The sequence below is a fragment of the Verruconatronum alginivorum genome (assembly GCF_056590205.1).
Genome location: NZ_JBWPVQ010000001.1, coordinates 5,006,483 through 5,027,177 on the forward strand (window position 1 = coordinate 5,006,483; position 20,695 = coordinate 5,027,177).

Below are 20,695 nucleotides of genomic sequence, written 5' to 3' on the forward strand. Positions count from 1 at the left end.
TATGGTCGAAGGCCGGCACTCTCGCTCTGGATGAAAGCAGAACATTGTCGTTCGTCATTGGTGAGAGCGGGATCAACAACCGACCGGGAACGTGGTCGCGCTCTACCAGGCGGCGGACCTCGGCCGCTATCGATAGGCGAACCGCGAAATCAGGAGGATTGCGCCGCGATCGAGTCCGGGGTCTGCTGGGCGGGCGAGTTCCTCTCTTTGAGCAGGCGCCGGGTCTCCTCGGAGCGCTCGCGGGTGATCGGATAAAGGAACATCAGGCCGATTGCCACGATCAATCCGAGCGACTGGAAGCCAATCAGGAGGGCCTTCATCCTGAACGCGATCTCATCATCGAGCCCGACTTCCGCGACGACCGCCGGATCGAAGCCGGCCGCCGTCGCCATGTAACCTCCGATCCCGAAGGTGATCGCCTGGGCCGCCTTAAGGGCGAATCCGATTGCGGCGCTGAACATGCCCTCACGCCGGCGTCCGGAACGGAGTTCGTCGTCGTCGCAAACATCCGCTGTCATTGAGGAAACCATCAGCCAGCAACCCTGGAGCGCGAGAAAAGTGATTCCGGCCGCCACATAGAGTGCCCAGGGCCAGCGCGGGTCAATCGCGAAGAAATTGGCTATGGTGCCGACGAGGACGATGGTCAACCCGATGATCATGGCCATTTTCTTATTGGTCCGCAGCGAGATCCAGGTGATCAGGAACATGCTCAAATACGAGAGAACGACTGCCATGGTCCCAATCGTACCCGTAAAATTACCGATCGCCCGGGTGCTCCCCCCGAAGACATAATGCTGCAGGAGCAATGGAGCGATGCTCTGCGCCGAAAACAGCGCCACGATGATCATGACGTAGGCGAAGAAAAGAATGACGAATGGCCGGTTGGTCATCGAGTAACGGATCGCCGGCCCCAGCCGAATGGGTTCCTGCTTCTCAATCTCCAGGTTTTCCCGGCAGCCAATCACCGGGATCATCCCGGCGACCAACACAATGCAGGCCACCCCGACCGATACCCAGAAGGCCCCGACGCCCAGGTCCGGGAAGCGGTCGGCATCCGCAAGACGGAAGAGCCAGGCGGCGCTGACCGAGCCGAACAGACCGATATACATCCGCCACGCAAGCGTTCGCGTCCGTTCGTCGTAATCCGGGGTCAGCTCGAAGCCTAGCCCCGTGTAAGGAACGACAAAGAGGGTGTAGGCGATGGCCAGGAGGCTCCCGATGAAGACGATGTAGAGAAACGGCAGGTTGCTGTGCCATGGGTTTGCCGCAGTTTCGGCGCCGGGAACGGTCCAGAGCAGGGGAAGCAAGAGAACGCAGGCGATGACGCCGAAAAGCATGAACGGCCGGCGGCGACCAAAACGAGTCTTGGCGTTGTCGGAGAGATTGCCGATCAGCGGGTCGGTGAAGGCGTCGATCAGGCGGGGAAAGGCGAGGGCGAGGCCGGCCAGCGCGGGGCTCAGGCCGAAGTGATTGACGTAAACAAGCGTCCCCAACGCCGCAAGGGTGTTGAACATGAAGTTGTCGGCCAAGCCGCCGAAGCCCCAGATGATCTTGGTTCTTAAAGGAACCTTGTCGGAAGGAGCGGTATGCGATGAAGCGATGGTGTGCGGCATGTGCGAAGAAGAGATGTTCCGGCTTCGGAACGCCGGATCGTTTTAAATAAATCCTTTTAGGTAACTGGCGCGCGACGGTCAAGTGGGGATTTGATGTGAGTGAAGAAGAGAGGGTTTCTAAACGCGAAAGCCGTCTCTCTGCAACGAGAAGAATCGAGGTCCAGGGGCTTACGCAAGAGGTTTATGGAAAAAACATCTCAATTTCCGTTGACAGGGGCTAAAAGATTTCTTCTTTTTAAGACTAAAAGGTATTAAGTTTTGCCTCGGGCTCGTCTGATCACCGAAAATGGGCGACCACGCCACAGAACGACATGAAAAAATCTCCTTCCAGTTGCTTCACGAGCGACCCCCCCAACCCGCTCCCCCAGTCCGCAAATCGAGCGGCGTTCACTCTCATCGAACTGTTGACCGTGATCGCGATCATCGCGATCCTCGCTTCGATCCTGATCCCCGTGGTGGGCCGGGTGCGAGACGGGGCGCGCACGGCGAAATGCACGACGAACCAGCGCCAGATTGCGACAGCGGTTATCCTCTATGCGGAAGATCATGGCGGCGCAATCCCCTTTGGCCGGGACACCCCAACGCCAGGGGTTCCGGGGGGAGTTTATCCGCTGATCATCGGCGAATATCTTCCGGGGCGATATCAAGGCACGGGGATTCCTTTGGCAGGAGGAAACTCCGAGGTTTTCTATTGTCCAAACCAGGACCCGCACCACGGACAAACCGACTATGGAGTTAACGATTTTATAATGCTGACCAATGTCTCCGGTCCGAGCGGTAATTCGCAGCGGAGCCCGCAGCTGACATGGATCGACGAGCCGAGCCGGACCCCAATGATCGCCGACGCCCAGTTCGCCGGCGCCGGCGGGCAGATATTCGGATCGTGGCAGCTTCATGTCGCGAAGTTTCTCGCCACTCCCGACGACCGGAGCGGGTCGTTTCCCGGCCCGCGGCATGGGGGAGCTTCATTGAACGTCGCTTTCTTCGACGGACACGTTGAGAGAATTACGTTTGAGGATCTGAAAGAGCATCGTCACGAGCTTTTCCGCCTGGATTTTCGAAGCGGGCAGTGATCTCTCCCCTGTTTCCCGTTTCTGGCTACGGCGCAACGCGTCTCGAATTCCAACACCTAACTTCTCTCTTAAGAAACTCTGTATGATGAAGATTCCCGCACTCCTTCCCGCCATCGCCCTGGCTGCCAGCGGATTGCTGGCGGCCGAGACCAAGCCGAACATTGTGTTTGTCATGACCGACGACCTTGGTTGGCGCGACATCGGCGCGATGGGCAGCACGTTTTACCAGACGCCCAACATCGACCGCCTGGCGGAACAAGGGGTCCTGTTTACGAATGGTTATGCCGCCAATCCCCTCTGTTCGCCGACGCGGGCGGGGGTTCTGACGGGAATGCACCCGCAGCGCACCGGCTTTACGGCCCCGTGGGGTCATCTCCCGCAGGAGGTCTTCGAGGCCAGCGTCGTCCCAACCGCCCAGCCGTGGGCTCGCGCCCAGAATGTGGCTTCGGCCACGCGGCTCGACACCCGTTTCACAACCTACGCCACCCTTTTACGCGACGCCGGATACAAGACCGCGCATTTTGGCAAATGGCACGTCGGCTACTCTCCCTACATGGCCACGGATCATGGGTTCGACGTGGATATTCCGGCCTGGAATGTCCCTGGGCCTCCGGGGCCGGGAGGGTACATTTATCCATGGAATCATCCGGCGCATCCCCATTTTCCCGGCGAGCCCGGCGAACATCTGGAGGAACGGATGGGCCGCGAGATCGCCGCTTTCATCCACGAAAATAAAGATCGCCCGTTTTTCGTAAATTACTGGGCTTTCACTCCGCACGCCCCTTACAACGCACGTCCCGATTTGGTTGAGAAATACCGCAAGAAAGTTGATCGGACCGATCCGCATCAGAGCGCGACGATGGCGGCGATGCTCGAAAGTCTCGACATCGCCATGGGGACCATCATGACGGCCCTGGAGGAGGCGGGAGTGGCGGAAAACACCGTTATCATCTTCACGTCCGACAACGGCGGCAGCGCCTTTGGCGACTCCGACGGCGTGTTGCCCACCAGCAACGATCCGCTGAAATCCGGAAAAGGGACGATTTACGAAGGTGGAGTTCGGGTTCCTCTGATCGCCCATTGGCCGGGGGTGGGGGAGCCGGGTCGCGTTTCGCCGGCACTTGTCCAGACAACTGATTTTTTTGCCACTTTCCTTGAAATGGCGGGCATCCCGCTGCCGGAGGATTATCCGGGCGACGGCGTCAGCATCGTGCCGCTCCTGACCGGCGATAAAGAGTCGGTGCGGGATGAGATTTACACGTATTTTCCGCATAACATCAACGCCACGGGAAACATATCTGGAGCGTCGGTGCGCCGGGGCGATTACAAGCTGATCCGTTTTTTTGTCGACAATGAGGACGGGTCCGACCGGTTGGAACTCTATGATCTGGCGGAAGACATCGGCGAGACCCGCAATCTCGCGGAGGAACGGCCCGACCTGGTCGAGGAATTGAACGAACTTCTGAGCGTTTATCTGGAAGAGTCCGGCGCCCTTCTTCCAGGAAAAAACCTTGCCTACGATCCCAATGTGGAGCGACCGTGGGAACTCGATGCTCTTCATGGCAGGCTTTCGGATGCCGGTCCGTCGATTCCGAACGGCCGGTTCGACAATCCTGTCATCGATAGCGCCGAGACCTGGCTGAGCCCGGGGAGACCGGGATGGGAGACGACCGCGCGTGAGTCCGGGTGGGATTTCGGCTTCTTCGCCGGGATTTCGCGGGCGAACGCGGGCCCGGCGGAAGGTATCGCGGCCGCCGCCGGCTCGCAGGTTGCATTCCTTCAGGGTGATCGTCGCGTCGGTGAGGCTCCGTCGCAGGTCAGGAATATTTTTGGCACCGACATCACCGGGCTCCTTCCCGGGCGGACCTACGAACTCTCCTGGCAGCAGGCGGGGCGCCCGTCCGACGGCGGGACCGGTCTCCTGAGCGTGGCGCTCAACGTGCCGGGGCGGAGAGCCTTTCAGATTCACGAGGGGGAGCCGGTCGCCGCCAACGGCGAATGGGAGGCAATCGCTCGTCCCTTCATCGCCATCTCTCCCACCATGCGGGTGAACTTTATGCACGCGGTCGAAGAACCGCAGCGCGATGGGGCGAGGGAGAAGACGACGCTGATTGACGATGTGCGAATTCGGGAACTCGAATGAGGGGCCGAAGGCGGCGCGTTTTCGCAGAGCGGGGACGGCAGTCGTAGCCAGGGGACCCAACCACTTCGCCTCCTGATGAGCACGAGGATCACTTTTCGTTTTTCCGTCTTCCTCGGCGCCTTCGCCTTTTGGCCGGTCTCCCAGACTTCGGCGTCCGACCCATTGCAGACCGGCGGATCCGCGGCCTGGATCTGGTCGTCGGCCTATCCGCTGGCCGCGATTCATGCGCCGGCCGACACGGTCGCTTTCACACGAACCTTCGAAATTCCCGCAGATGCGGAGGTGACGACCGCGGAACTCTTGATTTCGGTCGATAACGAGGCGCGGATCTTCCTTAACGGCGCGCCAGCCGGTAAGACCCACAGTTGGAATCCGATGAGGCGTCTGGATGTCACCCGGCTGGTCGAACCGGGCAAAAACACCTTGCTCATCGAAGCTTCCAACGGCCTGCCGAGCCCGGCGGGATTGCTTGTCGAGTTGACCGTCACGTTGGCGGGTCATCCCGCGGTGCGGATTGTCACCGACGACGGTTGGGATACGGCGATAATCGCGAAGGACCGGCAGGGGGAGGTTCTCCCTTCGGTGGTGATCGCGCAAAACGGCGATTCCCCCTGGGGGCTCTGCCTGCCACCGGGAGGGAATTCCGTTTTTCCTGAGTTTTCGGCCGATGGCGCCGACATGCGGGTCTTCCAGGAAATGCTTCGCCGCTTTCACGCGGCCTGCAAAATCGAAGCGACCGGCACCTACGCGCTGGCCTGGCTGCCGCGCGCCATGCTGTGGGTGGGGGACAGTGTGCCGGTGGCCGATTCGCGCAACCGCGCCCGCGTGGCCCATCGCATCGCCACGATGCGTATCAGTCCGGAGGGTTATGTTTCGGGCCACCACCGGGACGGCCTCGGCCATTCCGAGGGCTGGCCTTTTCCGTTTCCCGAGCAGAGCGGAGGGTTCAGTTTCTATTTCACGACCTCCGGGCTGCCGTGGGGGGCGAATTTCGGTATTCATCCCGTAGATACGATCGACGGCTGGGAACTGGAGGGCGTCAGGACAGTTAGTCACGATCTCGCCACCGGATGGCTGGTCGACCTGGAGCCGGACGCCGCCATCGTTTCGCCGGTCTTCGATGTGGACGCGTTCGTCACCCCTTTTATTCGTGTGAAGTGGGATGCCGCCGGGCTTCCCGAGGGGATCGAACCCTTCATCGAATGGGCCACGGAAATCGAACCTGAGTTCTCGTCGGCCCGCCGGATGAGTTTTCCCGCCAAGTCCTCTTCGAGCCGGGGGACGATCCAGGATTTCGACATTCCGGTGCACCAACTGACCGGGGCGACCGGTCGCATCACCCGGCTTCGGCTCGCTTTCGGCAATCCGACTGCGGGCCGGGTAAATCTCCTGCGGATATTTTCCGCGGTTGATTCGCGCCACCCGATCAACAATCCGAATTATCTGATCGCGGCGACCGACTATTTTAACTGGACCGGGGATACCGCCTGGCTGCTTTACAATCTGCCGAAGATGCGCCTGGCCCTCCGCTACATGATCGATGAATTCGCGGTGCGCGAGACTGGCGTTATCCGCCGTCCCTGGGTCGGTCACGATGGGCGCAGCGGGCTCGAAATCACGCCCGAGGGAGAGAAAATCATTCATCCGGGGGTCGGTATCGGCGGGAACTACTGGGACCTGATGCCGTTCGGAGGAGACGATGTGATCGCGTCGACTTACCTCTACGCGGCGCTGGTGCAGATGGCGGATGTCGAGGCCTATCTGGCCCAGGCGCCGGATCTGCGCGTCGATGCCGCCGCGCCGGGTCACGGCCCATCGGATCTTCGGGAACTGGCCACGAAGGTTCGCGAGCAATTCCAGGTCACATTCTGGAATTCGGAGACCGGTCGCTTCGCGCCGATCGACGATCAGCGCGAATTCCGGGATTTTGGATACACATTCGTGAACAACGAGGCGATCTTCTACGGACTGGCCAGCGATGAGCAGGCGAGGGAGATTCTTGCCTGGTTGGACGGCAATCGTATTGTGGAGATTGATACGTCGGTCGGGGAAGATATCTACCGCTGGCGTTTCGGCCCGCGGGCGTCGACCCGGCGAAATCTCGACTACTACCAATACGTCTGGTTCGCGCCGGAGAATCTGGAATTCGGTGACCAGGTGCAGGATGGGGGAGCGGTGCTTGGTTTTGCTTATCACGATCTGATGGCACGAATCCATCATATCGGCCCGGACAGCGCGTGGAGCCGGATCATCGAAATGTTCGAGTGGTATGAAGATATCGAGGCGGCTGGGGGGGCGCGCGCCTATTACGCGGAGCCGGGACGCGGAACCCTGCAAGGAGGAGGAACGCCAGGTGGACTCGGGATCGACGAGGAGTTTTATGAGAGCGTGCTGGTGCCGGCCATTGTGCTGGACGGCTTCCTGGGATTTTCGGTCAGGCCGGACGGATTCGACGTCAATCCCCGCCTGCCGGACGAAGTGGGAGCTTTCGGCATCACCCACATCGCTTACCGCGACCTTCTGTTGCATGTGGAATTTTCTCAAGACTCCATCACCTTTGATGTCGAATCGGGCGAGGTGGACCGCCTTCTTCGGGTCGGCTTGCCGGCCGGCGCCTGGGAGGTGACCTTCCTCCGCGGGCCGGCCGATCCCCCCGTCACCTTCTCCGCCTCGGAAACGTTTTCAATCGAACCCGGACCGTTGACCCGACTCATCCTTAGACGCTAGCGAATCTATGAAGATCCAGACGCTTATTCCCGCCCTCGCCCTTGCGGTCTCCAGCCAGTTGGCGGTCGCCGAGACCCGTCCGAATATCGTCTTCATCATGACCGACGATCTCGGCTGGCGCGATCTCGGCGCCACCGGCAGCGCCTTTTACCAGACGCCCAATATCGACCGCCTTGCCGAGCAGGGGATGCTCTTCACCGACGCCTACGCCGCGAATCCGCTTTGTTCGCCGACCCGTGCGGGAGCGCTCACGGGGCTTTACCCGCAACGCACGGGTTTTACGGCTCCGGGTGGGCATAGAGGAGACGAGACCTTCACCTATCGGATCGCGCCCCGGGCGCAGGCATGGGCGCGGGCGCAGAACGCGACCTCCGCCTCGCGGCTCGACACGAGTTTCACCACGTATGCCACGCTCCTGCGCGACGCCGGATACACGACCGGTCACTTCGGCAAGTGGCATGTCGGCTTCTCGCCCTATATGGCCGAGGACCACGGCTTCGACGTCGATATTCCCCGTTGGAACGTTCCAGGGCCCGGTGCGGGCTACGTTTATCCGTGGAACATGCCGGGGCAACCGCAGTTTCCCGGAGAGCCCGGCGAGCATCTCGAAGAGCGTATGGGGAGGGAGATTGCCGCCTTTATCCGGGCCAACCGGGAGAATCCGTTTTTCGTCAATTACTGGGCCTTCACGCCTCATTCTCCCTACGACGCCCGTCCGGATTTGGTGATGAAACATGCCGAGCGGGTGGACCGAACCGATCCCCAGCAAAGCGCGACCATGGCCGCGATGCTGGAGAGCCTCGACATCGCCGTAGGCTACATCCTCGACGCACTGGAAGAGGAGGGGGTGCGGGAAAACACGGTCATCATTTTTACCTCGGACAACGGCGGGAGCGCCTTCGGCGACTCCGACGGCGTGCTCCCGACCAGCAACGTGCCGCTCAAAGCCGGGAAGGGAACCATTTACGAGGGAGGCACCCGGGTCCCGCTGATTATCGAGTGGCCGGGGGTGACCGTGGCGGGGACCGTCTCTTCAGCGATGGTCCAAACGACCGACTTTTTCGCCAGCTTCCTGGAAATGGCCGGCCTTCCGCTGCCGGAGGATTATCCCGGCGACGGCGTGAGCATCGTGCCGGTGTTGAGCGGGGAGAAGGAATTCGTGCGCGACACCATTTTCTGTTATTTCCCGCACAATGTCGATGCGACCGGTAATCTCTCGGGGGCGTCGATCCGGAGAGGCGACTTCAAGCTCATCCGCTTTTTCGTGGACAGTCCTGACGGTACCGACCGCTTGGAGCTTTACGATCTCGCGGAGGATCTTGGCGAGACACGAAACCTCGCGGAGACCATGCCGGAACTCGCGGCGGAGCTGAACGAACTGCTCACCGAATACCTGGAAAAGAGCGATTCGCTGATCCCGGGGAAGAATCCGGCTTACAATCCGAATGCCCGTCGCCCATGGGAGGTGGAGGCCCTCCACGGCGAACCGCCCGCCTCGGGACCGCGGATCGGGAACGCCAGCTTCGAAGAGCCGGTCATCGATGGAGGCGAGCCTTCACTCGACCGGACCGTGCCGGGATTCGCGGCCGCCACGCGGGAGACCGGCTGGACCTTCGGGTTTTTCACCGGGATCTCGCGCGAAAACGCCGGAATAGCCGAAGGGGTCTCGGCCGCCGATGGCTCCCAAGTAGCTTTCCTCCAGGGCGACCGGGCGTTGGTTAATCACGAGGCGGCGGTCCGGCATATATTCGGAACCGACATCGTCGACCTCATTCCCGGGCGGACCTACGAACTCTCCTGGCAGCAGACGGGCCTCCTGGCCGACCGCGGCACTGGGGCGCTGACGGTCGCCCTCAACGTGCCCGAGCGGCGGTCTTTTCCACTCGTCAGGCGCGAGCCCGTCAAGGCCCAAGGGGAGTGGGAAATGGTCATGCGTCCCTTCATCGCGATTTCGCCCACGATGCGCCTGAATTTCATTCACGCCGTTGCCGAAGCCGCCGACGCGGACCCCGGCACCGTGACAACACTGATCGACGACATTCGGATCCGGGAAAGAAATTCCCCGATTTCGGGCAAATAGTATTTTTTTTATGGTAAAGAGGTTTCAGTTGTCCCGTGCTGCCGCCAACCGTTTCTTGGTGATGCTGCCGGAATATGTGCTGGCCCGATTCGGTCGCTCTCTTCTGGCCGGGGGATTGCTCGCGGCAAGCCCCGCAATCGCCCTGGCATCCGAACCCGCGAACCCGGTTCAGCCGAATGTCGTGTTTATCCTGGCCGATGACATCGGGTGGACGGATCTGGGGGTTTATGGAAGCGAGTTCCATCAGACTCCGAATATCGACGCGCTTGCGGAGAAGGGGCTTCGATTCACCCAGGCTTATGTTGCTCCCATGTGCTCACCCACGCGCTCGAGTATCATGACCGGCCTGGAACCGGCCCGCACGGGCATGACTTATCCGGACATCGGGCACCAGATCGTTCATCTTGAGAAAAGACTGCTTCCGGAGGCTCCGCCGAACGAGCCGTTCTTGAACGCAGAACCGGTCACGGTCTTGAGCGCCGACGATTATTTCACTCTCGGCATGGCTTTCCAAGCGGCCGGCTACACGACCGGTCATTTTGGCAAATGGCATCTGGGGAAGCCTCCCTTCAGTCCGCTGCAGCACGGATTCGAGGTCGATATTCCCCATACCAATATTGCTGGACCGTTAATGAACGGTTGGTTTTATCCGTTCCATGTGTGGCCCGGACACGGTGAACCGGGCGATCACCTGGAGGATTTGCTGGCGGAGGCCGCGGCCGAATTTATCAAGGAAAACAAGGACCGGCCGTTTTTCCTGAATTACTGGGCGTTCCAGGCGCACTCCCCCTGGGAGGCTTCCGAAGAACAGATCGAGCGCCACGCGGCTAGAGCCGATCCGGACGCGGCCCAGAGCAATCCAGTTTACGCCGGAATGGTTGAATCCCTCGACGATGCCGTCGGCACGCTCGTGGCCGCGCTGGAAGAGGCCGAACTGATGGAGGACACTGTCATCGTGTTTTTGTCCGACAACGGCCCTTTTATTTATGCGCATCCGCCGCCGGTCATGGATGCCCGGTTTACCCACATTCCGCCCACCAGCGCCGTGCCCTTGCGCGACGGCAAGGGCACGGTTTACGAAGGCGGCATCCGGGTTCCGCAGATCATCATCTGGCCCGGGGTGACAACGCCCGGAGCGGTTACCGACGGGCTGTCCCACAGCAACGATCTTTACCCTACCTTTATCGATTTATTGGGCTGGGAGGATGCACGTTTCCCCGATTTCGACGGCGTGAGCCTGCGTCCGGTGCTGTCCGGTTCGGATTCGGCGCGGAACTATGTATTGACGCATTTTCCCCACGTGGGGACCCCTGCCGCGAGCCTTCGCAAGGGAGACTGGAAAATTATTCGGTTCTTCGCCGGCGGTCCCGATGGTGAAGATCGCTTCGAACTCTACAATCTCGCTGACGACATCGGCGAGGCCAACGACCTTGCTGAGACCGCCGTCGAACGCGGGGCCGCAATGAACCGGGCTCTCGATCGAAAACTCGCCGACACCGAAGCCATCATCCCGCGTCGCAATCCGGCCTACGGCGGCGTGACCGGGAGCGAGGGGCGATAATTGACGCGAAAAATCACGACACATTTATGAAAAAAAACTTGAGACACTCCTTCCCCGCCCAAGACCGGGGGATAACGAAGGCGGGCAGCCTGGGGCGTAGCCTTTTGATCGGCGGTTTGCTTGCGGCGGTTCCGGTGGCCACTCTCGCTGGCGAAGTCAGGTCCGACCCTTCGCGAAAGCCGAATGTGGTGCTTATCCTCGTCGACGATCTCGGTTGGATGGATACGGGAGTGTATGGCAGCACCTTTCACCAGACGCCGAACATCGATCGGCTGGCGGAAATGGGTCTGCGATTCACCCAGGCTTACACGGCTCCGCTCTGCTCTCCAGCCCGAGCGAGCGTTTTGACTGGTTTGGATCCCGCCCGCACCGGCATGACTTATCCCGATATCGGTCACCAGATCGTGCGGTTGGAGAAGGGTTTGCAGGAAGCGGCGCCACCGAGCCAACGGTGGCTCCTGGCGCATCCCGTTACCGTGTTGCACCCCGATCTGTTCACCATGGGCATGGCTTTTCAAGCAGCGGGGTACGCGACCGGCCACTATGGTAAATGGCATCTGGGCCGCTCGCCCTACAGTCCGCTGCAGCACGGATTCGAGGTTGATATACCGCACACCAATGTTCCCGGACCACTGTTGAACGGCTGGTATCATCCCTTCCATGTCTGGCCCGGACACGGTGAGCCCGGAGATCACCTGGAGGACTTGGTGGCGGAGGCCGCCGCCAAGTTTATTCTCGAAAACAAGGACCGGCCGTTTTTTCTGAATTACTGGGCGTTTCAAGTGCATGCGCCATGGGAGGCGAGCCAGGAACAAATCGACCGCTACGCCGCCAAGGCCGACCCCGATGCGCTTCAGCGCAATCCCGTTTACGCCGGGATGGTGGAGTCGCTTGATGATGCGGTCGGCGCGCTCCTGGCCGCCCTGGAAGAAGCCGGCGTGCTTGAGAATACCATCATCGTTTTTCTATCGGATGACGGACCTTTCGTCGCTCCGCACCCGGGGCCCGTCATGGACGTCCGCTTCGCGAACATTCCACCGACCAGCGTTCTGCCGTTGCGGGGAGCTAAAATGTCGGTCTATGAAGGCGGTATCCGAGTGCCGCAGATCATCATCTGGCCCGGGGTGACGACGCCGGGAACGGTCACCGACGAGTTCTCGCACAGCAACGATCTTTACCCCACCTTTGTCGATTTGCTCGGCTGGGAAGACGAGCGTTTCCCCGAGTTCGATGGCGTGAGCCTGCGCCCGGTTTTGACGGGGACGGGAAAGGCGCGCGATCACGTCTTTGTGCACTTTCCTCATCTTCAGGAGACACGGGCTTATGAGAGGATGCCGGCTCCAGGTTCTCCGGCGCCTGCCGCGAGCTTGCGAAAGGGCGATTGGAAGATCATCCGTTTCTTCGCCGACGGTCCCGATGGCGAGGATCGCTTCGAACTCTACAATCTGGCCGAGGATATCGGCGAAACCAACAATCTTTTCGAGACGACCGTCGAACGCGCGGCTATCATGAAGCGAGCGCTCGATCAAATGCTTGCCGAAACCGAAGCCGTCATCCCCCGGCGGAACCCTGCTTATCGGCCGGCCGACTAGGGATGAATTCCGTTCCTGGGGAATCAGTCGCCCCTTCCCGGCATCTATCCAGTTATTACACATACTCTCCATGAGAATTCGAACGATCCTTCCAGCGCTCGCCGTTTTGGCCGCCAGCCAGTTAGCGGCCGTCGAGACCAGGCCGAACATCATTCTCATTTATACGGACGACCAAGGTTATGCCGATGTCGGTGCCTACGGGCATGAAGCCGATGTGCGCACGCCCAATCTCGACCGGCTTGCTGCCGAAGGCGTGTTGTTTACCCGCGGTTACGTCACCGCGCCGCAGTGCATTCCGTCGCGGGCCGGCATTGTGACGGGCCGGCATCAAAATGCCTTTGGCGTGGACGACAATTCGGGCGGCCCCTTGCCCCATGACGAATACACCGTCGCCCAACGTTTGCGAGACGCCGGCTACGTCACGGGAATGATCGGCAAGTGGCATCTCGAAATCGGCTTTGACCGGAACAGGCAGCCTTACTTCTCGCGTGAAAACCTGCCGGACCGGCATGGCTTCGAGGAGATGTTCGCCGGGTCCATGCAGCAGTACCACGCGAATTTTGACTTGGAAGGCCATTGCCTGCCAGATGATTTCCAGATGATCGTCGACCCGCATTACCGTATCGATATTCAGACCCGCGCGGCCCTGACGTTCCTGGAGCGGCGTAGGGCCGACGACCGACCTTTTTTTCTTTACCTTTGCTGGTTTGCGCCGCATTCACCGATCGAAGGCCCGCCGCAATACACGGAGCGCCTGCCCCATGTCGAAGAGAGAACACGCCGGGAGGCGTTGGCTTCCATATTGGCGATGGATGACGGTCTCGGAATGATCCGTGATAAGCTCGAGGACATGGAGTTGACCGAAAACACACTGATCTTCTTCATCAGCGATAACGGAGCTCCATTGGCGGAGGGAGCTTATGTCGGTTCGCTTAACACACCGCTGATCGGCGAGAAAGGAATGCTCACCGACGCCGGTCAGCGGGTTCCTTTCATCGCCGCCTGGCCGGGGAAGATTCCGGGCGGCCAGGTGTTCGACGAGATGGTCTGGTCGCTCGACGCGGCGGCGACGGCGGTCGCTCTGGCTGACGCGTCTTTGGACGACCGCATCGAGGGAAAAAATTTAATTCCCTGGTTGTCGGGTGAACGCGCGGGCTCGGTCCACGAAGCTTTGTATTGGCGGTGGCGGACGCAAGCGGCGATTCTGACCGATGACTGGAAGTTCGTCCGTCTCGGAGGCGACCGCCGCTATCTCTTTGCAACAGGCGAATTGGGGAAAGAGCGGGCGGAGCACAATCGTATCGATGAGTTTCCGGAAGTGGCCCGGAGTTTGGAGGAGCAACTACTCCGCAAAGCCGATACGTGGGCCACATCGGGTTTGCCGGAAGGTGCGATCATTCACGACCGTCGTTTTTTCGACATGCACGTGGATGATACAACGCCCGGCCCGCCCCTGGAGGGAGGGCGCACGGGCGCCCGTCTTCCCTGGGATGACGCCCGGCCGCAAACGCGCCCGGACGCGCCGGTCGCCGAGTGGCGCGCGGCTTCCCTCAGCAGTCGGCAGATCGTGGCGCCGACGGGCGTGCCCCATGCTGACGCGGAGCGAATGCAAGGTTGGTTCGTCCGCCAAGGGGAGGTGGAATCGCATGCGGAATCCATTCGGGTTTTATCCAACAGGCCGGAGGCGCCGACCTTTTTCGGACGCGCTTTTCCGGAGGGCTTAATCGCACCTGTGACCGTTGAAATCGAAGCACGGGCGCCCCGGCCGACCACGCTACGAATGACGTGGCTCCCGGAGAGCGGACGCGGCGCGCTAGACTTTGTCGGCCATCCACGCGCTGAGTTGACGATCCGGGACGGACGGGATTGGACGAATACTCGCGCCACCGTGGAATCGCCCGAACGCGTTAAAATCTTGCGGGTTCTGCTCGAGGGGACGGGCGAGATCCCGGTGGAGGTGCGAACCATTCGCTTGCGGGAGGGGAGTGGCGCGTTGCGCGAATTCCATTTCGGCCTCGCATCCGCTTCTCCGTGATGGGCAGTCTGTAATCCGCGCCGCGACATCGCCGTCGGCTACATCCTCGACGCATTGGAGGAGGAGGGGTTGCGGGAAAACACCGCCATCGTTTTCACCTCGGACAACGGCGGTAGCGCCTTTGGGGACTCCGACGGCGTGCTCCCGACCAGCAACGTGCCGCTCAGAGCCGGGAAGGGAAACATTTACGAGGGGGGACCCGGGTCCCGCTGATCATCGAGTGGCCGGGGTGACGCCAGCGGGAACCGTATCATCGGCGATGGTCCAGACGACCGACTTTTTCGCCACCTTCCTGGAAATGGCCGGCGTTCCGCTGCCGGAGGATTATCCCGGCGACGGCGTGAGCATCGTGCCGGTTTTGACCGGCGAGAAGGAATCCGTGCGCGACACTATTTTCTGTTACTTCCCGTACAACGTTCTCCAGCCCGGGAACCTCTCGGGGGCGACGTTGCGCCGGCCGGCTGCTCCCTCGGCGCCGCCCGATCTCCCCCCCGCGACCAAAGCCGACCTTCATCACTGGGTGGTGCGCTTCGGTCAGGCTTTCCGGCTGGAGGAGGGCCTGCGCGTCGTGTCGGCGGCGGATGCACGCGGTGGTGGCTTTTTGGCGCGCCCCGGTCTTCGCCTGCGGCCGCCGGTCACCGTCGAAATGGAGGTCCGGTCCGTTCAGGCGGTGGAAATCGCTCCATCCTGGCGGGGAGCCGGAACAACAGGGGATGTCTGGCACAGCGATGCAGGACGGGTTCTGACCGTTCCTGGGGGCGGGGAGTGGACGACGGTCGCGACTGAAATCGGGGGAGAGGAATCCATCATTCACGTTCGGTTGGCACTGCCGGTCGCATGGACCGATCGCCTGGATATCCGACGCATCACGCTCCGGAATGGCGACGGACAGGAGGAGACCGCCGAGTTTAGCCATTGATCCGTAGGCGTTTGCCTAGATTCGTCAGCGTAACGGGCTTCGTAGAATCACGGTTTTTCCCACTGACTAAAAGGTTTTTGCTTGCGTTCTTGTGACATTCACCGAGAATCGGTTCGTTTTCGGAATCTTCTTCCCACCTAAACTCGTTTATTCCATGAAAAATCGACATCTGCTCTGTATCGCCGCGCTGCTAGCCAGCCTTCCGCTTTTCTCCGCCTCGTTGTTTTCCTCGACATTTATCTTCAATGGAAGCGTCAGTAATTCCTGGGCAGTCGATGAGAACTGGGAGGGCGGTGTAGCACCGCCGGTGATCGGACCGGAAACCGATTTGGTCTTCTACGCCCCCGGGACAACCCGGCCGAATGCTTTGTTTGCGGATTCCTACACCATCCGGAGCATGACGTTTAACGATAACATCTTCGAGAACTTTACCGTCAACACTGGGGATGCGACGGTGACCCTCACCGTCGAGACAATCACTATCGACTCGGGCGTGGCCGGGACGATCTTCACAGGAGGCGGAACCCACGTCGGCTCAAACAACCTCGTTGTCACTAATAATTCCGCTGTGCGGATGAGATGGGAGAACACCCTTCGGGCCGACAGCACCGGCCAGGTCCAGTTGCGAAACGGCGAGTTCGAGTCGAGGACCGGCGCGGCCAATAACAGCCAGTGGACCGGGGGTACTCTGATCGATAATGCTTTGTGGAACATTCAGACGGCGAATGCGGGTGCCCGGCCGACTCCTTTCGGCTTTGGGGCGATTGTTTTCGGCGATGTTGGATCCACGGACCCGGCAACCCTGCGGATCACTTCGCTCAGGGCGGGCACCGCCACTACCTTCAACAACGCCTTCGTGGTGAACAGCCCGGACGCCATTCTCGATATCGTGCAGGCGGGAACGTTGTTTGTGGATGGCGACATCAACTTGGTGGCCGGCAGCAACTTGGAGACGCGGAACGCCCAGGTCACCTGGCTGCGCGGGCAGATCTCCGGTCAAGGCGATCTCCATCTTGGCGCCAACAGCGTCGGTACCACGGTGGTGAGGGGCGACAATACGTTTGAAGGGGATGTGACAATTTCCGGGACGACCCAGGTGAGGTCAGCGGTTAATGGACTTGGCGACGCCGCTAATGTGGTCACGGTATTGGCCGGTCTGGTTCGCTACTTTGTCGAAAGTGACGGCGGGTCGGTGACCTTGGACAACGATTTTGTTTTCACCAATCCAAGCCCCAACGTCGGTTTGGTGGCGGTGCCGGCGGCGATTCAAAGTTTCGCCAACGCCAACGGGGATATCAATCTCGCGGACGGCTCTACCCTTACGCTGTTGGCGACCACGAATCCTAACGCCGCCCAGAACCTGACCTTTAATCTTAACGGCGCCATTCGCGACGGCGAAAATACCGCTAACGTGTTGATAAACGGCGGAGGTTTGGAGGGATCGACCTCGACCTTCAACCTCGGCGGCCAGAATGTTTATAGCGGGACGACCACCCTCAACGCTCCGGCGGCGGGCGAGGTTTTTGTGAACGTCAACGGATCCCTTAGCAACTCCACCATCTCCATCGGAGCGGGCACGCATCTCGGCGGGTCCGGCACCCTGGTTTATAATCTTGACGGATCGGCCTCCGACCTGGTGACCGTCGAGGGGACTCTCGACATCGCTTCGCTCACCTTGGACATCGCCGAGTCCGATTCAGGGGCGACCATGAGCAGCTACATTATCGCCGATTATGCTGCCGGATCGCTGAACGGGGCGGAGTTCGCGAATATTCTGAATCTGCCCGCGGGCTATCAGATCGATTACAATTTCAATGGCGCCAGCCAGATTGCTCTGGTTAGTGACGAGCCGGAGGAATCCTTCCAGGCGTGGATGGATGGTTTGCCTCCAGAGGACCAGCCGCCTCCCGATCAGCGTGGACCGGGCGATCAACCGGCCGGGGACGGAATGACCAACCTCCTGAAGTATGCCCTCGGTCTTCTGCCGATGGTTCCGGCGCCTGACGCGGCGCCGCGGATCGTCCTAGTGCCGGTGACGGAAAACGGGACGGAGAGCCATTATCTCGCCCTGGAATTTGTCCGTTCGAAGACTGCCGCGGTGGAGTTTCAAGTGGAGGCCTCGCCCGACCTTGTGCTCTGGAACTACCCCCCGTTTACCACGGTGGTTCTCGATCCGGATGTCGGCGACAACCGCGAGCGAATTCTCTTGCGCACTTCGATTGCCAGCGAGGAGGAGGCACGGCATTTCCTGAGTCTCGTCGTAACCGCTCTGTGAATCGAAAATAGGCTCCGGTAGACCGCAAGATTGCCAGCCGTTTCCCCGGCTGATCTCGCGTGTCGGAACGGGTGCGTTGCCGGCATCCGTCACTGGCGAATACACGATTTAGCCCGTAGTCTCGAACAAACAGCAAGGAAAACTTGGATATGCAGCCGATCAATCGACGTCAGTTTATTCGCACTGTTTCCTGTGCTTCCCTCATGCTGGGAGCCGGAGTTCCGGCTTTCGCCGCATCGTCGAGGCGATCCTGGTCAATCGTCCTTCTCCCCGACACCCAATTTTACAGCCGGCATGAACCGCACGTGTTCACCCGCCAGACCGAATGGATTGTCGCGAATAAAGAGCGCCTCAATATCCAGTACGTCATTCATCTCGGCGACATTGTCCAGGGTCAGACCAGCCGGTGGGTTTGGGAAAACGCCCGGAGGTCGATGGCGGTCCTGGACGGTAAGGTTCCTTACGCCCTCAACACGGGCAACCACGACTATGGATCGGTCAGCAATTCATCGGATCGAGCCAGTTATTTCAACGAATATTTTCGTCACGAAGATTACATCGGCCGGCCTGGATTTGGAGGGACCATGCGTGACGGAACGATGGAAAACACCTTCCATGTTTTTGAGGTAAACCATCAAAAGTGGCTGATTCTCTGCCTCGAATGGGCACCGCGAAACGGTGCGGTCGCATGGGCCGACGAAATCCTCGCCGCCCACCCGGACCATAATGTTATCTTTTCCAGTCACTCGTTTCTTTATTCGGACGGCACACGCTACGACTGGCAAAAAAAAGGGCAGTCCCAGGCATGGTCGGTCCACAGCTACCCCATCGCCGATGATCCCGATGGCGTCAATGACGGGGAGGCCATCTGGCAAAAGCTGCTCAAAAAATATCCGAACGTCCGGATGACATTCAATGGTCATGTGCTTCACCACGGCGTCGCCTACCTGAAAAGTCGTGGAGATGCCGGGAATGACGTCCATCAGTTCCTGGTCAATTTCCAATGGCCCATCCCGTATCTGCCGCGCGACGGAACGTCGAGCGCGCATCAAACGGTTTTCGACGACGGCTCTTTGCGCATCGTCCAATTCGACCCCGACGGCCGCTTGGTTCAGATGACCGACTATTCACCGTTTAGAGATTACTATGCCGTCGGCGACCTCCATCAGTTTGGCTTCCGCCTGGAACATGTAATTTAGGAAATTCGTCCTCATATCGTTTTCCGAACAAGCCTTCATGAAGTATTTTCTTCTTCCTTTCCTGGGAATCTTCGGAATCGTCGCAACCGCTTCACTGGCAAACGAGCGCGGCTCATCAACGGCCGCTGGGAACGATTCATCCAGCGCCATGGTTTTCGTGCGCGGCGGAAGTCTGCCCCAGATTTCCGGCGTCAGGCCACAGGTCGCCCCGTTTTCCTTCCACATCGGCCGTTACGAAGTCACGTGGGGAGAATGGAAAAAGGTTCGCGCCTGGGCAGTGGAGAACGGATACGATTTGGAGGGGGTCGGAGCCGGCGCGGGCGACGATTATCCTGTGCATTCGATACCTTGGATCGATGCCCTGAAGTGGTGCAACGCCAAGAGTGAAAAGGAAGGTTTGACACCCGTATACCGAATCCGAGGCGAGGTCCTGAGAACGGGTCTGGGCAACGATCCCGTGATGGTTCCCGACGCAAACGGGTATCGTTTGCCAACGGAGGAAGAATGGGAATTCGCCGCGCGCGGCGGCGCCTCGAGCAGGGGCTATATCTTCAGTGGGGGAGATGACCTGGACGTTGTCGGATGGTACCGCGCAAACTCCGGGGGAGGGCCTCGTCCGGTCGGGCAAAAGAGACCCAATGAACTGGGACTTTACGATATGAGCGGAAATGTGGCCGAGTGGGCCTGGGAAATCTACGCGCATTTTCGCGTGATCTGCGGAGGCTCGTGGAACGTCCACCCGAGCAGCGCCGCCATGGTGTCGCACCGAGCGCACTTCAATCCACGGATCGGGGACGATACCATCGGGTTCCGCCTGGTTCGCTCGGCGGAACCGGAGAGCCCGAGGGGCACGCGCGAGATCGCGGGTTGGCGTTCCACTCGCCCAACTCTGGGTGTTCGAGTGGTTGACGGTGAACTGGTTGTCCACTCGACCGCCCCCGATCCAGCCATCTTCAAGGCTCTACAAACTCCCATCACCGACGGAGCGCCATTCACGCTCCGGTTCGAAATCAACGCCAGCTTCACCAACCCTTTAAGAATCTACAGTCGTTCGAATTCAGGTCCATTCGAAGTGAGTGACCGCCAGATCCTGCCCCCGCCAGCCCTCGGCGAATGGGATGAGCTCTCAATCGAACTCGTGACCACGGAACCGTTGGCGTTGGTGCGAATCAACTTGCCGGAACGCGGCGAATCCCGTTTGCGGAATGTCCGTCTTGAAAACGCCGATGGCGCCGTCGTGGGGGAGTGGTTCACGAAGTGACGTGGCCGGAAACTGGGAAGGCAACGTCGCCCCGCCTTTGATCGACTCGGAAACCGACTTGGTATTCTTTGCTCCCGGGATCAGGGAGCACAGCCGCACAACTTCGAAACGGGAATGGTTATCTCGCTTTCGAGGTCGTTCGTTCGAAGACCGCGGCGGTCGAATTTGAGATGAATTCCTCAAGCGACCTTGTTCTCTGGGATGAAATATCATTTAC

At 60.1% G+C, this 20,695-nt stretch carries 13 protein-coding genes; 12 read left to right on the top strand and 1 reads right to left on the bottom strand.

The features are described from left to right. Positions 1-149 precede the first annotated feature (149 nt). The gene (locus tag ACWUI2_RS18305; RefSeq protein WP_486984291.1) at positions 150-1,613 is read right to left on the bottom strand and encodes an MFS transporter; all 1,464 of its coding nucleotides are present in this window, start codon (positions 1,611-1,613) and stop codon (positions 150-152) included. A gap of 311 nt (positions 1,614-1,924) precedes the next feature. Here ACWUI2_RS18305 and ACWUI2_RS18310 point away from each other — a divergent pair, with 311 nt between their 5' ends. The 12 genes from ACWUI2_RS18310 (at position 1,925) to ACWUI2_RS18365 (ending at position 20,478) form a co-directional block, all read left to right on the top strand. Beyond that, complete coding sequence (locus tag ACWUI2_RS18310) at positions 1,925-2,686, top strand: prepilin-type N-terminal cleavage/methylation domain-containing protein (protein WP_486984292.1); 762 nt, start codon at positions 1,925-1,927, stop codon at positions 2,684-2,686. 82 nt (positions 2,687-2,768) lie between these two features. After that, positions 2,769-4,829 (top strand): sulfatase, encoded by a 2,061-nt coding sequence (locus ACWUI2_RS18315; RefSeq protein ID WP_486984293.1) that lies wholly within the window; start codon positions 2,769-2,771, stop codon positions 4,827-4,829. 75 nt (positions 4,830-4,904) lie between these two features. Beyond that, entirely contained in the window at positions 4,905-7,556 is a 2,652-nt protein-coding gene (locus ACWUI2_RS18320) for a glycosyl hydrolase family 65 domain-containing protein (RefSeq protein WP_486984294.1), read from the top strand. Positions 7,557-7,563: 7 nt separating this feature from the next. Then, positions 7,564-9,636 (top strand): sulfatase, encoded by a 2,073-nt coding sequence (locus tag ACWUI2_RS18325; protein WP_486984295.1) that lies wholly within the window; start codon positions 7,564-7,566, stop codon positions 9,634-9,636. A gap of 10 nt (positions 9,637-9,646) precedes the next feature. Continuing rightward, positions 9,647-11,197 (top strand): sulfatase, encoded by a 1,551-nt coding sequence (locus tag ACWUI2_RS18330; protein WP_486984296.1) that lies wholly within the window; start codon positions 9,647-9,649, stop codon positions 11,195-11,197. A gap of 26 nt (positions 11,198-11,223) precedes the next feature. Then, positions 11,224-12,789 carry a sulfatase gene (locus ACWUI2_RS18335; RefSeq protein WP_486984297.1) on the top strand — a complete coding sequence of 522 codons (1,566 nt, stop codon included), beginning with the start codon at positions 11,224-11,226 and terminating at the stop codon, positions 12,787-12,789. 70 nt (positions 12,790-12,859) lie between these two features. Next, on the top strand, positions 12,860-14,824 hold the full coding sequence (locus tag ACWUI2_RS18340; RefSeq protein WP_486984298.1) for a sulfatase family protein: 1,965 nt from the start codon (positions 12,860-12,862) through the stop codon (positions 14,822-14,824). A gap of 27 nt (positions 14,825-14,851) precedes the next feature. Then, positions 14,852-15,037: a sulfatase-like hydrolase/transferase gene (locus ACWUI2_RS18345; protein ID WP_486985079.1), complete on the top strand. Its 186-nt coding sequence runs from the start codon at positions 14,852-14,854 to the stop codon at positions 15,035-15,037. A gap of 16 nt (positions 15,038-15,053) precedes the next feature. After that, entirely contained in the window at positions 15,054-15,743 is a 690-nt protein-coding gene (locus tag ACWUI2_RS18350; RefSeq protein ID WP_486984299.1) for a sulfatase/phosphatase domain-containing protein, read from the top strand. Positions 15,744-15,897: 154 nt separating this feature from the next. After that, entirely contained in the window at positions 15,898-18,018 is a 2,121-nt protein-coding gene (locus ACWUI2_RS18355; RefSeq protein WP_486984300.1) for an autotransporter outer membrane beta-barrel domain-containing protein, read from the top strand. 149 nt (positions 18,019-18,167) lie between these two features. Continuing rightward, complete coding sequence (locus ACWUI2_RS18360; protein WP_486984301.1) at positions 18,168-19,217, top strand: metallophosphoesterase; 1,050 nt, start codon at positions 18,168-18,170, stop codon at positions 19,215-19,217. A 148-nt stretch (positions 19,218-19,365) separates the two neighbouring features. Continuing rightward, entirely contained in the window at positions 19,366-20,478 is a 1,113-nt protein-coding gene (locus ACWUI2_RS18365) for a formylglycine-generating enzyme family protein (RefSeq protein WP_486984302.1), read from the top strand. Positions 20,479-20,695 lie beyond the last annotated feature (217 nt).